Here is a 14,548-nt window from a genome sequence, read left to right as displayed (position 1 = left end):
TTGTTAGACACTACCAACTTGGCTAGAGCCTCGTGTTTTGTGGATGACCTTTCCCAGCAATCAGATGCTTGAACCTGCTCTCTAGTGCCGCTAGGCAGTCGCTATGCGCATCATCCGAGATTTTCAATTCACCGAGCCTGAAGACCGCGGCGCCAGTGTGGCGATCGGGAATTTTGACGGCGTTCACGTCGGCCACCAATCGGTGATCGAACTCGCACGTCGTGCCGATCCGGAAGCGCCCTTGGGGGTTCTAACCTTCGAACCGCACCCGCGTGAGTATTTCGCCCCAGATGCCCCACCCTTTCGCCTGATGCGTGGCAATGCGCGCGCGCACCGGCTACAGAAGCTTGGTGTTCAGAAGCTTTACGAACTGCCGTTCAATGCTGCCCTTGCTGGGCTTACACCCGAAGAATTCGCGCGCAACGTCATCTGCGACGGACTAAATTTATCGCACGTGGTGGTTGGCGCTGATTTCTGTTTCGGAAAAGGCCGCATTGGCACTGCGGATGACATGGTCCGCTTCGGGCAGGAAATGGGCTTTGACGTTACCATCGCGCCGCTGATGGAACGGTCCGAGCATGTAGTCTCGTCAACTGCGATCCGAACGGCGTTGACCGAAGGCCGCCCCCGAGATGCAGCAGCGATGCTGGGTCATTGGCACCGGATCGAAGGTGAAGTGATTGGCGGCGAGCAGCGTGGTCGCGAGCTGGGTTTTCCCACTGCAAATATGTCAATCGAAGGCCTGCATCCTCCGAAATTTGGCGTGTACGCAGTCCTGGTCGATGTATTGGACGGGCCGTATCAAGGCAGCTATCACGGTGCGGCCTCGGTTGGTGTACGGCCGATGTTCAGCGGAGAAGTACCTAATATCGAAACCTTCCTTTTCGATTTCTCCGGCGATCTTTATGGCGCGACCCTTTCAGTCGGGCTGGTTGAGTATCTGCGCCCGGAAATGACTTTTGACGGGCTGGATGGCCTGATCGCGCAGATGGACGCCGATTGCGATAAGGCCCGCACCCTGCTGGCCGCGCTATGACCTCTGATCCCATAGATCGCAACGGCCTTGCCCCTCGGTTCTGGGAGCGGAAACTGCTGACCAAGATGAACCAGCGAGAGTGGGAGGCACTGTGCGACGGTTGCGGCAAATGCTGCCTGAATAAGCTAGAGGACGAAGACACGGGCGAAGTCGCCCTCACCTGCGTCGCCTGCCGCTTGTTGGACGATGAAAGCTGCCGCTGTACGCAATACGACATCCGCCATCAGTTCGTTCCGGAATGTATCGTAATGACGCCCGACAACATCGACGATCACGCCTATTGGATGCCGCAGACCTGCGCATATCGGCTGCTGTGGGAAGGGAAACCTCTTTACGACTGGCACCCTTTGATATCTGGTACGCCGGACAGCGTGCACGCCGCCGGTGTTTCCGTAAAAGGGCGCACAGTGTCCGAGTTTGAAACCCCCATGGAAGAGTGGGAAGACTATATTATTGAGGAGCCCAACTGATGTACTTCGCTTCTGACAATTCCGGTCCGGTACACCCTGACGTCATGGCCGCGTTGAACGAAGCCAATCAAGGTTATCAGATGGCTTATGGGGCCGACACCGTGATGAACGAGGTGCGGGATCGCATTCGCGGCATCTTCGAAGCTCCGGGCGCGGCGGTGTATCTGGTTGCGACAGGTACAGCGGCTAACGTGCTGGCACTGGCGACGCTCGCGAACCCGTGGGATACAGTGTTCTGCTCACCCACAGCCCATATCCACGAGGATGAGTGCAACTCGCCGGAATTCTACAGCGGTGCCAAGCTGACTTTGGTACCCGGCAGCGACAAAATGGAGCCAGAGGCCTTGCGCCGCTCAATTTTGGCCGAGGAAACGCGCGGCGTGCATGGCCCTCAGCGCGGACCGGTATCGATCACCCAAGTAACCGAGCGCGGATCTGTATATTCATTGGCAGAACTACAAGCACTGTGTGGTGTCGCCAAAGAATACGGGCTGCCGGTGCATCTGGACGGCGCGCGGTTTACCAATGCTCTGGTCGCGTTGAATTGCTCGCCGGCTGAGATGACATGGAAATCGGGTGTGGATGCCGTCAGCTTTGGCGGCACCAAGAATGGGCTGATGGGCGTCGAGGCGGTTGTGTTCTTCGACGAGTCCAAGGCCTGGGAATTTGAGCTGCGGCGTAAACGCGGCGCGCATCTGTTTTCGAAACACCGCTATCTGTCAGCTCAGATGGCGGCCTATTTGAAGGACGACCTGTGGCTGAAATTGGCCCGAAAGGCCAACGCAAACTGCGCGCGGCTGGCCGACGGATTGCGGGCCAATGGTGCATCGTTCCTGCACGAACCCCAAGCCAATATGATCTTTGCCCAGATTTCCCGCGCCAGGCACAAGCAACTGCATGAGGCCGGTGCTGTCTACCACCTTTGGGGCGCTGAATTGGAGGGAGCAAATGACGAAGAACCCCTCGCCTGCCGCCTTGTCTGCGACTGGTCGATCAGCGCGGAAGATATCGACCGGTTCCTAGCCCTACTCTAAAGACTTTTCATATCGGTAAGGTGTTGGTCCAGGTCATCCAGACGATCCTGCCCCCAGAACCTCTGATCGTCTTCGGTTATATAGAAGGGCGCGCCGAAAACGCCACGGTCGACGGCCTCTTCCAGATTTGCGGCATATGTCTCGGCCCCGACCAGCAAGCCACTATCGGCCAGGTTCGGATCAAACCCGGCTTGCGACAAGCAATCGCGGATCACATCGTCCTGCGCAACGTCCTTTTCCTCGGCCCAGCAAGCGCGCAGCAGAGATTGCACCAACTCGCCGACGTTCCCTGAATCATCCTTCATTGCGGCGATCACTGCGTATGAGGACGGAGCAGCATTAGTCGGCCAATGCGCCGGTTGCAAATTGAACGCCTTACCAAGTTTCTTCGACTGGCGCAGCAGTTCCTGCGCCCTGTATTCAACCCGCGATTTGTGGCGATCCTTCGGCGGTGTTCCACCTGTGCGTCCAAACAGCGACACGATGTCCAGCGGCTTGTAGTTGATAGTCGCACCATGCTTTGCGGCAATCTCCTCAAGCCGGTTACCTGCCAAATACGTGTATGGCGAGATTGTCGCAAAAAAGTAGTCAATGGTGGCCATCTGCACTTTCTCCGCTGCGTTACCTTTGCTGCACGGTAAGGCCATGCTAAGCGGTGTCAACATCACGAATCTGTCACATTTGCCATTGCTGCCCGGGGACCTCAGCCGATGCCGACACTCAACGAACCCAAGCTAATCGCTGGGAACGCTAATCTTCCTCTTGCCGAATCCATCTCACGCCGCATGAGCCTGTACCGAGGCGTTGACCAGGGCCTGGTCGATGCACGCGTCGAACGCTTCAACGACGGTGAGATTTTTGTTGAAGTCTTCGAAAACGTTCGCGGCGAGGATATGTTCATCGTCCAACCAACTTCGAACCCGGCAAATGACAACCTGATGGAGTTGCTGATCATTGCCGATGCACTGCGCCGCTCCTCGGCGCAGCGGATCACAGCAGTAATCCCGTATTTCGGCTATGCCCGTCAGGACCGCCGCACCAAGGCCCGCACGCCGATTTCCGCCAAGCTGGTTGCCAACATGTTAACCGGCGCTGGGATCGAGCGGGTTCTAACCATGGACCTGCACGCCGCGCAGATTCAGGGGTTTTTCGATATTCCGGTGGACAACCTCTATGCCTCACCGATCTTTGCGCTGGATGTGAAAAACCAGTTCAAGGGCAGCTTGGACGAGATTATGGTCGTCTCACCCGACGTTGGCGGCGTGGCCCGGGCACGTGAGCTGGCCAAGCGGATCAATGCCCCTCTGTCGATCGTAGACAAACGCCGCGAAAAGGCCGGTGAAGTGGCTGAGATGACCGTGATCGGCGACGTTAAGGACAAGATCTGCCTGATCGTCGACGACATGTGCGACACGGCCGGAACGTTGTGCAAAGCGGCTGAGGTGCTGATGGACAACGGCGCGAAAGAGGTCCACTCTTACATCACGCACGGCGTCATGAGCGGGCCTGCGGTCGAACGTGTGGTCAATTCGGTGATGAAATCTCTGGTACTGACAGACACGATCCAGCCGACGCCCGAGATCAATAAAGCCAAGAACATTCGGATCGTGCCAACCGCTCCGATCTTTACTCAGGCAATCCTTAATATCTGGAATGGCACCAGCGTGTCGTCCCTGTTCGAGGATAAGACCCTGACCCCAATCTACGAATCCATGTACCAAATGGATTAACTACAATGGGCGACCTAATGGGTCGCCCTTGTTATGTATACAAACTCAAAGGCAGGACCTTTCCGTGACTTCTACTAAACGCATTGTCCTTTCCAGCGACCACGCAGCCATTGAGCTGCGTCAGGCCGTAGCCAACCACGTCGCCGCGCAGGGTTGGGATGTGGTCGATATCGGCCCCACCACACCCGAAAGCACGCACTACCCCTTGCATGGCAAAGCCGCGGCAGAGGCTGTGACCTCGGGTGATTGTGAGCTTGGGATCGTTCTGTGCGGCACCGGTCAGGGCATCATGATGGCAGCAAACAAAGTGCCTGGCATCCGCTGTGGTGTGTGCTCGGACACGTTCTCAGCTCGGATGATCCGTCAGCACAACAACGCCAATATGCTGTCCATCGGCGCACGGGTCGTGGGTGAAGGAACGGCATTGGATATCGTCGATGCATTCCTGAGTGCTGAGTTCGAAGGCGGCCGCCACGCGACGCGCGTGGATATGATCGAGCCACAGGAAGGCTGACGCTTTTTAACGCGCCACGAAAGGCGCGCTAAGAAATGTTCCAGTCATCCTCGTGCGCAATCTCACCAATGGCTGTCCAGTTAACCCGGATCCGAGCAATGCGTGTGTCGGACCAGGTTCGAAAGATTGCTATGAAACCTTCGGCTGTGATGTCGTCAGCAGTCACTTCGGCGCGAAGTGCCGAAGACGTGTCTACATCCCACAAAGACACGCCGATCTGAACCACAGGCACCGACCGGAAGGGTTGGCTGAAAGTGACGGCTGTACGCCGTTCTCGCGGCCCTTCGCCAGTCCACATATCACCGCCATCAGCGAAATCGGAAAATAGCACTGCCTCGCCTTGGTCAATGCCAATTGGGTGGGTTCGAAATGTCTTCATTCGGATATCTTTGTCTATTTATCCCTTACACTTATCTTGCGTCCCCAGCAAAATCACGACAAAAAAACGGCCCCGCTTAGGCGGAGCCGTTTCTATTGCTTAGCATTGTTCGAGCCTTACAGGCTCATATGCGTCCCAAGGGCTTCCATGTCGGCCAGCAACTTGGCAGCATCGTCGACGATGGTTTGATCATCGCCTGCCTTGGCTGCCTCATGCGAGGCCCGGGCCTCGGCGATCAGGTCGTCCAGATGCGACCGGGTCACTTCGGCAACCGGAATGGCCTTTTCGGCCAAAACCGACAGGCCATCGCCATTGATCTGAGCAAACCCACCGGTGACCAGGTATTCGCTGGACCCCTCGGGTGCCTCGACCTTCAGGATGCCCGGGCGCAGCGTGGTAATTGTGGGGGCATGGTCGGGCATTGCCGTCATGTCCCCGTCCGCGCCGGGAATCTGGACCGCCGTCGCGCTGAGCGAAGCAAGGCTCCGCTCGGGGCTGACGAGGTCGAATTGCATCGTGTTTGCCATCAGGGATACTCCTTAGGCGGCTTCTGCGGCCATCTTTTCCGCTTTGGCGATCACTTCTTCGATGCCGCCAACCATCAGGAAGGCCGCTTCGGGCAGGTGATCGTATTCGCCAGCCACAACGGCTTTGAACGACGAGATGGTCACGTCCAGAGGAACCTGAACGCCCGGCGAGCCGGTGAAGACTTCGGCCACGTCGAACGGCTGCGACAGGAAGCGTTCAATCTTACGGGCACGTGCCACGGTCAGTTTGTCTTCTTCCGACAGTTCGTCCATGCCAAGGATGGCGATGATGTCCTGCAGCGACTTGTAGCGCTGGAGGATCTGCTGAACGTCGGTCGCAACCTTGTAGTGCTCGTCGCCAACGATGGCCGGGTCGAGCAGACGCGAGGTCGAGTCGAGCGGGTCAACGGCCGGGTAGATACCCTTTTCCGAAATCGCACGGTTAAGAACGGTGGTCGCGTCCAAGTGCGCAAACGAGGTTGCCGGCGCAGGGTCAGTAAGGTCGTCCGCAGGCACGTAGATCGCCTGAACCGAGGTGATCGAACCCGACTTGGTCGAGGTGATGCGTTCCTGCAGCGCGCCCATGTCGGTGGCCAGCGTCGGCTGGTAGCCCACCGCCGAAGGAATACGACCCAGCAGAGCCGAAACCTCGGAGCCCGCCTGCGTAAAGCGGAAGATGTTGTCGACGAAGAACAGAACGTCAGTACCGGACTGGTCGCGGAACTGCTCGGCCAAGGTCAGGCCGGTCAGAGCAACACGTGCACGGGCTCCCGGAGGTTCGTTCATCTGACCGTAGACCAGGGCCACCTGCGATTCCGACAGGTTGTCCGGCTTAATAACGTTCGATTCGATCATCTCGTGGTACAGGTCGTTCCCTTCACGGGTCCGTTCACCAACACCCGCAAACACCGAGAAGCCCGAGTGTACTTTTGCGATGTTGTTGATCAGTTCCATGATCAGAACGGTTTTACCAACGCCGGCACCGCCGAACAGGCCGATCTTACCGCCTTTGGCGTAGGGGGCCAGCAGGTCAACAACCTTGATGCCAGTGACCAGGATCTCCGACTCGGTCGACTGTTCGTCGAACGCAGGTGCGGGCTGGTGGATCGCGCGGGTTTCGGTTGCTGCAACTTCACCTTTTTCGTCGATGGGTTCACCGACAACGTTCAAGATACGGCCCAGGGTCGCGTTACCAACCGGAACCGAGATCGGTGCGCCGGTGTCGGTGACTGCCTCGCCACGGACCAGACCTTCGGTCGCGTCCATCGCGATTGTACGGACGGTGTTTTCACCCAGGTGCTGAGCAACTTCCAACACCAGGCGCTTGCCGTTGTTGGTGGTTTCCAGCGCGTTCAGAATTTCAGGCAGCTGATCTTCGAAGTGCACGTCGACGACGGCCCCGATGATCTGTGTGACTTTGCCTTTTGCATTCGCCATGTTTCGTCTCCGGTATGTCTCTACAGCGCTTCGGCGCCGGAAATAATTTCAATCAGCTCGTTGGTGATCACGGCCTGACGCGAGCGGTTGAACTGGATCGTCAGCTTGTCGATCATTTCACCCGCGTTGCGTGTCGCGTTGTCCATCGCGGACATCCGTGCACCCTGTTCAGACGCTCCGTTTTCGAGCAGAGCCGAGAAGATCGCAGTCGCAACCCCCTTGGGCAGCAGGTCGGCCAGGATGGCCTCTTCGCTGGGCTCGTAATCGAATACTGCACCGCTGTCGTCACCTTCGGTTTCCTCGAACGAGGCGGGGATGACTTGCTGCGCCGTTGGGATCTGGGTCACAACGTTGACGAACTTCGAGTAGAAGATCGTGGCAACGTCGAACTCGCCCCCATCAAAGCGGGACAGGACGTCCTTCGCAATGCCTTGCGCGTTGGTGTAACCGATACGCTTGACCTCGCTCAGGTCGATATGTCCAACGAACAGATCGCCAAAATCACGCTTCAGCGCGTCACGGCCTTTCTTGCCGACAGTCAAAACCTTGACCGTCTTGCCTTTCAGGCGCAGCTCTTCCGCTTTGACACGGGCCAGCTTGGCGATGTTCGAGTTGAAGCCGCCGCAGAGGCCGCGTTCAGCTGTCATGACAACCAGCAGATGGACATCATCACTGCCCGTACCACGGAGCAGCTTGGGGGCGCTGTCGCTGCCCCCGACCGAAGCCGCCAGCCCCGCCATCACGGCATTGAACCGCTCGGCATAGGGACGCGAGGCTTCGGCAGATTCCTGGGCGCGGCGCAATTTTGCAGCCGCGACCATCTGCATGGCCTTGGTGATCTTGCGGGTCGATTTGACCGACTCGATCCTGTTTTTAAGGTCCTTAAGATTTGGCATATGCCCGCCTCTCCCTTAAGCGAAGGTTGCGGCGTATTCGTCCAGCGCAGCCTTGATCTTGTCGGAAGCGTCACCCTTGATCTTGGGATCTTCGTCCGTGATCCACTGAAGCAGATCCGCGTGCTTGCCACGCAGGTGCGCCAGCAGGCCAGCTTCGTAACGGCCAACGTCCGCTACGTCGATCTTGTCGAGGTAACCGTTGGTACCCGCGAAGATGACGCAAACGATTTCGGCGTTGGTCAGAGGCGAGTACTGCGGCTGTTTCATCAGCTCGGTCAGGCGTGCACCACGGTTCAGCAGTTGCTGGGTCGCGGCGTCGAGGTCGGAACCGAACTGCGCAAACGCAGCCATTTCGCGGTACTGAGCCAGTTCCAGTTTAACTGGACCGGCAACCGACTTCATCGAGTTGGTCTGAGCCGAAGAGCCCACACGCGAAACCGACAGACCGGTGTTCACAGCAGGACGGATACCTTGGTAGAACAGTTCGGTCTCAAGGAAGATCTGGCCGTCGGTGATCGAAATCACGTTGGTCGGAATAAACGCCGAAACGTCACCACCCTGAGTTTCGATAACCGGCAGAGCAGTCAGCGAGCCCGCACCGAAGTCCTCATTCAGCTTCGCCGAACGTTCCAGTAGACGGGAGTGGAGGTAGAAAACGTCACCTGGGTAAGCTTCACGTCCGGGCGGACGACGTAGCAGCAGGGACATCTGACGATACGAAACAGCCTGCTTCGACAAGTCATCATAGATGATCAGCGCGTGGCGGCCATTGTCACGGAAGTATTCAGCCATCGCGGTCGCCGAATAAGGTGCCAGGAACTGCATCGGTGCCGGGTCAGACGCGGTTGCGGCCACAACGATCGAATAATCAATCGCACCGGATTCTTCCAGTTTCTTAACCAGCTGCGCAACGGTCGAACGCTTTTGACCGATCGCAACGTAGATGCAGTACAGTTTCTTCGACTCGTCGTCGCCTGCTGCGTCGTTGTAAACTTTCTGGTTCAGGATCGCGTCCAGAGCAACGGCAGTTTTACCGGTCTGACGGTCACCAATGATCAGCTCACGCTGGCCACGGCCGATCGGGATCATCGCGTCAACCGATTTCAGGCCGGTTGCCATCGGCTCGTGCACCGATTTACGCGGGATGATGCCCGGCGCTTTAACGTCTGCAACACCACGCTTGGTAGCGTTGATCGGGCCTTTGCCGTCCAGCGGGTTGCCCAAACCGTCAACAACACGGCCAAGCAGCTCGTCACCGATCGGAACGTCCACGATCGAGTTCGTGCGCTTAACAGTGTCACCTTCTTTGATGTCACGGTCAGAACCGAAGATAACAACACCGACGTTGTCGCTTTCCAGGTTCAGCGCCATGCCCATGATGCCACCGGGGAACTCGACCATCTCACCCGCTTGCACGTTGTCCAGGCCGTATACACGGGCAATCCCGTCACCGACACTCAGCACGCGGCCGATCTCGGCCACTTCGGCTTCCTGACCAAAATTCTTGATCTGGTCCTTCAGGATTGCAGAAATCTCTGCAGCTTGGATTCCCATTTATCCGACCTCTTTCATTGCATTCTGTAGGGAGTTGAGCTTCGAACGGATCGAGCTATCGATCATCTTCGAGCCCACTTTAACGACAAGACCGCCGATGAGGCTTTCATCAACGGTCGCATTGATTGTCACGGTCTTGCCCACACGCTCGGACAGCGTTTTGGACAGTTTATCCATTTGAGTCTTGGTCAGCGCCTTGGCTGAGGCGACATCTGCGGTCACTTCGCCACGCTCGTCAGCCAGCATGTCGCGCAAAACCTGTACAAGCTGCGGGATAACAAACAGGCGGCGCTTTTCGGCCATCAGACCCAGCGTATTGCGCAGGATGGTGTGCAGACCCATCTTGTCCGCGACAGCGGTAATCGCGCCTTCTTGTTCCGCGCGGGAAACCAAGGGCGAGGCAATCAGGTCGCGCAACTCAGCGCTTTCGGCCAAAGCTGCTGCCAAGTCATTGATGCCGGATTCCAGACCTGCAAGGTCGTTGTTCTCTTTTGCAATCTCAAAGATTGCCGTGGCATAGCGCTCAGCGATGCCTGTGGAAATCGAAGCTGGTTCGGACACGTCCACCCTTCCGATATTTGAGGCCCCGATTTTGAGTAGCGGCCGCTACCTTGGGGCGTGAGGAAACCCCGTCCATGAAGGGCGGGGATCAAAATCACCGGGGATGTAGCAGAGCCGAACCAACCTAGCAATATATTATCACGGCAAGCACTTTATCCACAAAATGTTATTTTTCAGATAGTTAGACAAGGTGCGACCCTTTTATCCGGTTGGCACGCGAGAAAAATGTTACCAAAGTGTAGGTTTTTGCGATTCCTGTGACCTTTTTCCCGCAATTTCTGCAGTTTTCCATGTCTCGAAACGCGACTGGCATCTATGCGGGTTTCAACAGCCCATCCAGCGCCTTGATCGGGCGCCGCTCCGCGTCCTTGGTGACGCTGCCACTGGGTGGCCGAATGTGTTTGGTGACTTCGACCACTAATACGCCCCCTGCCATGACCGTCGGTACGCGCTGACCGGTTTTCTCGATCAAGCTGCCCGATTTCAGCCAGAACCGGCGAAACGACGGAGGCATGTACAGAGCGGAAGAGTGACTTTCCGGTATGAAGTGATGCGCTTTGAGTTGGCTCTCAAGTTGCGATGCCGAATACGGGCGCCCAAACCCGAAAGGCGTCTTGTCGGTACGTGACCATAAACCGGCCCTGTTCGGCACGATGAAAACCGCGCGTCCGCCAGGACCAAGAACCCGCCAGCACTCATCAAGCAGTTCGCTGGGACGGATTGAGGTTTCGAGCCCGTGCATCACAACCAGTTTGTCCACATGGCCTGTTTCGATAGGCCACATCGTCTCTTCGGTCAGAACCGAGACATTGGACATTCCTGCAGGCCAAGGCATGACACCTTGTGGGCCAGGCATCAGTCCGATCACACGCCGCGCGTCCTTCAAATATGGTCGCAGCAGAGGCACGGCAAAACCGAAACCCACGACGGTCTGCCCCTTGGCCTCGGGCCATAATTCCGTCAGACGACCACGAATAGCCGCCTGCGCCGCACGACCCAGAGTGCTTCGGTAGTAGAAATTCCTCAAATCCTGCACATCAAGATGCATTGCGGACACCTGGTCAATCGGCTTAGCTGGGCGCAGTCTAGCAACGAAAGGGCAAAAGACCATGCCTCTTGAGATCGTCACCATCCCTTGTCTCAGTGATAACTACGCCTTTCTGGCGCATGATGCCGCCAGTGGCCAGACCGCATTGGTCGATGCGCCGGAAGCCAGCCCGATTTTGGCCGAATTAGATGCACGCGACTGGACACTCAGCCATGTTCTTCTGACCCACCACCACTGGGACCACGTGGATGGTCTGGCGGGCATTCTGGAAAAACAATCCGCTACAGTCATCGGTGCTGCCGCCGACGCCTATCGCCTGCCTCCTCTGGATCAACAAGTGGCCGATGGTGACTCGTTTGATGTTGGCGGCGAACCGGTGCAGGTGCTGGACGTCTCTGGGCACACGATCGGCCATGTCGCATATTACCTACCAGAAAGTGGTGTTGTGTTCACCGCTGACAGCCTGATGGCGCTCGGCTGCGGACGTTTGTTCGAGGGGACCGCGCCACAGATGTGGGCCTCACTGTCCAAACTGGCGGCCCTGCCCGACGAAACAATCGTATGTTCTGGCCACGAGTATTCACAATCCAACGCTAAATTTGCTATTACAGTAGACCCAGAAAACGCCGCGCTGCAAAAACGCATGCGTGACATCGATGCCACCCGCGCGGCGGGGAGGCCTACTGTGCCGTCAACTTTGGCGCTGGAAAAGGCCACAAATCCCTTTTTGCGCGCTACCGATCCAGCAATTCAGTCTCATTTGGGCATGGAAAACGCCAACCCGGCCGCTGTTTTTGCGGAAATCAGGGCTAGAAAAGATCGGTTCTAGTGCCTATTTCCCGTTCTTCACGGCAACGGTCACGTTAAATGTGACTGTCAAGTGAAAGAAAACCCTTGAAGCCGGGCCACGATCAACCAAACTCTAATAGTATGAGGACATGGTTGGATAGGGGCCGTACCCGCCCCCTTCGACCCAAGACAGAGGAGCACCCGCGTGCCTTCATTCTCGAGCACATTAGAACAAGCCATTCACGCTGCCTTGGCCGCAGCGAATGAACGGCGCCATGAATTTGCAACGCTGGAGCATCTACTGCTGGCGCTGCTTGAGGAACCTGATGCCATCCGCGTCATGAAAGCCTGCAGCGTCGATCTAGACGAACTCCGCAGCACTCTGGTCGAATTCATCGACGAAGACTTGTCGAACTTAGTGACCGACATTGATGGCTCCGAGGCTGTTCCGACCGCCGCGTTCCAGCGCGTCATTCAGCGCGCTGCGATCCACGTCCAAAGCTCGGGCCGGACCGAAGTGACAGGCGCAAACGTCCTAGTGGCAATCTTTGCCGAGCGTGAAAGCAACGCAGCCTACTTCCTGCAAGAACAGGATATGACCCGCTACGACGCGGTGAATTTCATCGCGCATGGTGTGGCCAAGGATCCCGCTTACGGCGAAAACCGCTCGGTTTCCGGCGCTGATCAAGTCGAAGAAGAAGCTCAGGCGACCGCAAGCGAAGGTGATCAGAAAGAAAGCGCTCTGGGGAAATACTGTATCGACCTGAACGCAAAATCGCGCGCAGGCGACGTTGACCCGCTGATTGGTCGCGCAGATGAGGTCGAGCGCTGCATTCAAGTTCTATGCCGCCGCCGTAAGAACAACCCGCTGCTGGTGGGTGATCCCGGCGTCGGTAAAACCGCTATTGCCGAGGGGCTGGCGCATAAGATTGTTGCCGGAGAAGCGCCCGATGTGCTGTCCGAAACGACGATCTATTCGCTAGACATGGGCGCACTGCTGGCGGGTACACGCTATCGCGGTGACTTCGAGGAACGGCTGAAAGCAGTCGTGACCGAATTGGAAGATCACCCTGATGCGGTTTTGTTCATTGATGAAATCCACACCGTAATCGGTGCCGGTGCTACCTCGGGTGGCGCGATGGACGCGTCGAACCTGCTGAAACCAGCCCTGCAAGGCGGTAAGCTGCGCACCATGGGATCGACCACATACAAAGAGTTCCGTCAGCATTTTGAAAAGGATCGCGCACTTAGCCGCCGATTCCAGAAAATCGACGTGAACGAACCTTCGGTCGAAGACAGCGTGAAAATCCTGCGCGGTCTAAAGCCCTATTTCGAAAAGCATCACGAGATCAAATACACTGCAGATGCGATCAAAACCGCTGTGGAACTTTCGGCGCGCTATATCAATGACCGCAAACTGCCGGACAAAGCCATCGACGTGATTGATGAGGCCGGTGCGGCGCAGCATTTGGTCGCGGAAAGCAAACGCCGCAAAACAATCGGTGTCAAAGAAATCGAAGCGGTTGTTGCAAAGATCGCCCGCATTCCACCTAAAAACGTCACCAAAGACGATGCCGAGGTTCTGAAAGACCTCGAAGCCTCGCTGAAACGGGTCGTGTTCGGTCAGGATGTGGCCATCGAGGCGCTGTCCAGCGCGATCAAACTGGCCCGTGCCGGTTTGCGGGAACCTGAAAAGCCAATTGGCAACTACCTGTTCGCCGGCCCGACTGGTGTGGGTAAGACCGAAGTGGCAAAACAGCTGGCGGATACGTTGGGTGTGGAACTGCTGCGGTTCGACATGTCCGAATACATGGAGAAGCACGCAGTTTCCCGTCTGATCGGTGCGCCTCCGGGCTATGTCGGTTTTGACCAAGGCGGTCTGCTGACCGATGGCGTCGACCAGCATCCGCATTGCGTGTTGCTGCTGGATGAGATTGAGAAAGCCCACCCCGACGTGTTCAACATCCTGTTGCAGGTGATGGACCATGGTGAACTGACCGATCACAACGGCCGTACGGTGAACTTCCGCAACGTGGTGCTGATCATGACGTCGAACGCAGGCGCGCAAGAGCAGGCCAAAGCTGCCATCGGCTTTGCCCGTGATCGCCGCGAAGGCGAAGATACCGCCGCGATCGAACGCATGTTCACGCCGGAATTCCGCAACCGTCTGGACGCCGTGATCTCGTTCGCGCCACTGCCGAAAGAGGTCATCCTACAGGTGGTCGAGAAGTTCGTTCTACAGCTTGAGGCGCAACTGTTGGATCGCAACGTGACCATCGACCTGACGCCCAAAGCCGCTGAATGGTTGGCCGACAAAGGCTATGACGACAAAATGGGCGCGCGTCCCCTTGGCCGCGTGATCCAGGAGCACATCAAGAAACCTCTGGCCGAAGAGTTGCTGTTCGGCAAGCTTGCCAAAGGCGGCGTTGTGCGCGTCTCAGTCAAGAAGGGCGAATTGGACCTTCAAATTTTCGGACCGGATCAGCCGCGCATTCCGGGTGACAAGCCACCGCTGCTGACAGCGGATTGATCAAGCGATACTCGAGACCGAAAACCCGCCATTCGTGGCGGGT

General features: G+C 57.2%; 15 protein-coding genes. 7 read left to right on the top strand and 8 right to left on the bottom strand.

Annotation, left to right across the window (positions count from 1 at the left end; translation table 11 throughout):
- Nucleotides 1–103: 103 nt before the first annotated feature.
- The 3 genes from ACR0L3_RS00470 to ACR0L3_RS00460 are packed head-to-tail and all read left to right on the top strand — an operon-like array spanning nucleotide 104 to nucleotide 2,540.
- Nucleotides 104–1,036: a bifunctional riboflavin kinase/FAD synthetase gene (locus ACR0L3_RS00470; RefSeq protein ID WP_480742799.1), complete on the top strand. Its 933-nt coding sequence runs from the start codon at nucleotides 104–106 to the stop codon at nucleotides 1,034–1,036.
- The gene (locus tag ACR0L3_RS00465; protein ID WP_480742797.1) at nucleotides 1,033–1,506 is read left to right on the top strand and encodes a YcgN family cysteine cluster protein; all 474 of its coding nucleotides are present in this window, start codon (nucleotides 1,033–1,035) and stop codon (nucleotides 1,504–1,506) included. The genes ACR0L3_RS00470 and ACR0L3_RS00465 overlap by 4 nt, the downstream gene beginning before the upstream one ends.
- Entirely contained in the window at nucleotides 1,506–2,540 is a 1,035-nt protein-coding gene (locus ACR0L3_RS00460; protein WP_480742796.1) for a threonine aldolase family protein, read from the top strand. The genes ACR0L3_RS00465 and ACR0L3_RS00460 overlap by 1 nt, the downstream gene beginning before the upstream one ends.
- Here the strand turns inward: ACR0L3_RS00460 and ACR0L3_RS00455 are convergent.
- Entirely contained in the window at nucleotides 2,537–3,142 is a 606-nt protein-coding gene (locus ACR0L3_RS00455) for a DsbA family protein (RefSeq protein WP_480742795.1), read from the bottom strand. The two genes, ACR0L3_RS00460 and ACR0L3_RS00455, sit on opposite strands and share 4 nt — an antisense overlap.
- A 108-nt stretch (nucleotides 3,143–3,250) precedes the next feature.
- Here ACR0L3_RS00455 and ACR0L3_RS00450 point away from each other — a divergent pair, with 108 nt between their 5' ends.
- Nucleotides 3,251–4,270, top strand: a complete 1,020-nt coding sequence (locus ACR0L3_RS00450; RefSeq protein ID WP_480742794.1) for a ribose-phosphate pyrophosphokinase — start codon at nucleotides 3,251–3,253, stop codon at nucleotides 4,268–4,270.
- A 64-nt stretch (nucleotides 4,271–4,334) separates the two neighbouring features.
- The gene (gene rpiB / locus ACR0L3_RS00445; RefSeq protein ID WP_480742793.1) at nucleotides 4,335–4,784 is read left to right on the top strand and encodes a ribose 5-phosphate isomerase B; all 450 of its coding nucleotides are present in this window, start codon (nucleotides 4,335–4,337) and stop codon (nucleotides 4,782–4,784) included.
- A 28-nt stretch (nucleotides 4,785–4,812) separates the two neighbouring features.
- On the opposite strand, the gene ACR0L3_RS00440 is transcribed toward rpiB, so the two are convergent.
- From ACR0L3_RS00440 to ACR0L3_RS00410, 7 genes are all read right to left on the bottom strand, one after another.
- Entirely contained in the window at nucleotides 4,813–5,163 is a 351-nt protein-coding gene (locus tag ACR0L3_RS00440) for an H-type lectin domain-containing protein (RefSeq protein ID WP_480742791.1), read from the bottom strand.
- 116 nt (nucleotides 5,164–5,279) lie between these two features.
- Complete coding sequence (locus ACR0L3_RS00435; RefSeq protein WP_480578714.1) at nucleotides 5,280–5,690, bottom strand: F0F1 ATP synthase subunit epsilon; 411 nt, start codon at nucleotides 5,688–5,690, stop codon at nucleotides 5,280–5,282.
- A gap of 12 nt (nucleotides 5,691–5,702) precedes the next feature.
- Nucleotides 5,703–7,127, bottom strand: coding sequence for a F0F1 ATP synthase subunit beta (gene atpD / locus ACR0L3_RS00430; protein ID WP_480742789.1), 1,425 nt, complete (start codon nucleotides 7,125–7,127; stop codon nucleotides 5,703–5,705).
- Nucleotides 7,128–7,147: 20 nt separating this feature from the next.
- Nucleotides 7,148–8,023: a F0F1 ATP synthase subunit gamma gene (locus ACR0L3_RS00425; RefSeq protein ID WP_480742788.1), complete on the bottom strand. Its 876-nt coding sequence runs from the start codon at nucleotides 8,021–8,023 to the stop codon at nucleotides 7,148–7,150.
- Nucleotides 8,024–8,038: 15 nt separating this feature from the next.
- Complete coding sequence (gene atpA / locus ACR0L3_RS00420) at nucleotides 8,039–9,577, bottom strand: F0F1 ATP synthase subunit alpha (RefSeq protein WP_480742787.1); 1,539 nt, start codon at nucleotides 9,575–9,577, stop codon at nucleotides 8,039–8,041.
- Nucleotides 9,578–10,138, bottom strand: a complete 561-nt coding sequence (locus ACR0L3_RS00415; protein WP_480742785.1) for a F0F1 ATP synthase subunit delta — start codon at nucleotides 10,136–10,138, stop codon at nucleotides 9,578–9,580. It lies immediately after the preceding gene.
- A gap of 313 nt (nucleotides 10,139–10,451) precedes the next feature.
- Nucleotides 10,452–11,186, bottom strand: a complete 735-nt coding sequence (locus ACR0L3_RS00410; RefSeq protein ID WP_480742784.1) for a methyltransferase domain-containing protein — start codon at nucleotides 11,184–11,186, stop codon at nucleotides 10,452–10,454.
- A gap of 61 nt (nucleotides 11,187–11,247) precedes the next feature.
- Here ACR0L3_RS00410 and gloB point away from each other — a divergent pair, with 61 nt between their 5' ends.
- Together gloB and clpA are read left to right on the top strand one after the other, a co-directional pair.
- Complete coding sequence (gene gloB, locus ACR0L3_RS00405) at nucleotides 11,248–12,015, top strand: hydroxyacylglutathione hydrolase (protein ID WP_480742782.1); 768 nt, start codon at nucleotides 11,248–11,250, stop codon at nucleotides 12,013–12,015.
- A 165-nt stretch (nucleotides 12,016–12,180) separates the two neighbouring features.
- Nucleotides 12,181–14,505 (top strand): ATP-dependent Clp protease ATP-binding subunit ClpA, encoded by a 2,325-nt coding sequence (gene clpA, locus ACR0L3_RS00400; RefSeq protein ID WP_480742780.1) that lies wholly within the window; start codon nucleotides 12,181–12,183, stop codon nucleotides 14,503–14,505.
- The last annotated feature ends 43 nt before the right edge of the window (nucleotides 14,506–14,548 follow it).

Source organism: Ruegeria sp. CK1, from assembly GCF_056536545.1.
This window is presented reverse-complemented; position numbering and strand designations above follow the sequence as displayed.

Coding starts and splice junctions, on each gene's coding strand:
- ACR0L3_RS00470 (WP_480742799.1), top strand. CDS start 104: ATGCGCATCATCCGAGATTTTCAATTCACCGAGCCTGAAGACCGCGGC.
- ACR0L3_RS00465 (WP_480742797.1), top strand. CDS start 1,033: ATGACCTCTGATCCCATAGATCGCAACGGCCTTGCCCCTCGGTTCTGG.
- ACR0L3_RS00460 (WP_480742796.1), top strand. CDS start 1,506: ATGTACTTCGCTTCTGACAATTCCGGTCCGGTACACCCTGACGTCATG.
- ACR0L3_RS00455 (WP_480742795.1), bottom strand. CDS start 3,142: ATGGCCACCATTGACTACTTTTTTGCGACAATCTCGCCATACACGTAT.
- ACR0L3_RS00450 (WP_480742794.1), top strand. CDS start 3,251: ATGCCGACACTCAACGAACCCAAGCTAATCGCTGGGAACGCTAATCTT.
- ACR0L3_RS00440 (WP_480742791.1), bottom strand. CDS start 5,163: ATGAAGACATTTCGAACCCACCCAATTGGCATTGACCAAGGCGAGGCA.
- ACR0L3_RS00435 (WP_480578714.1), bottom strand. CDS start 5,690: ATGGCAAACACGATGCAATTCGACCTCGTCAGCCCCGAGCGGAGCCTT.
- atpD (WP_480742789.1), bottom strand. CDS start 7,127: ATGGCGAATGCAAAAGGCAAAGTCACACAGATCATCGGGGCCGTCGTC.
- ACR0L3_RS00425 (WP_480742788.1), bottom strand. CDS start 8,023: ATGCCAAATCTTAAGGACCTTAAAAACAGGATCGAGTCGGTCAAATCG.
- atpA (WP_480742787.1), bottom strand. CDS start 9,577: ATGGGAATCCAAGCTGCAGAGATTTCTGCAATCCTGAAGGACCAGATC.
- ACR0L3_RS00410 (WP_480742784.1), bottom strand. CDS start 11,186: ATGCATCTTGATGTGCAGGATTTGAGGAATTTCTACTACCGAAGCACT.
- gloB (WP_480742782.1), top strand. CDS start 11,248: ATGCCTCTTGAGATCGTCACCATCCCTTGTCTCAGTGATAACTACGCC.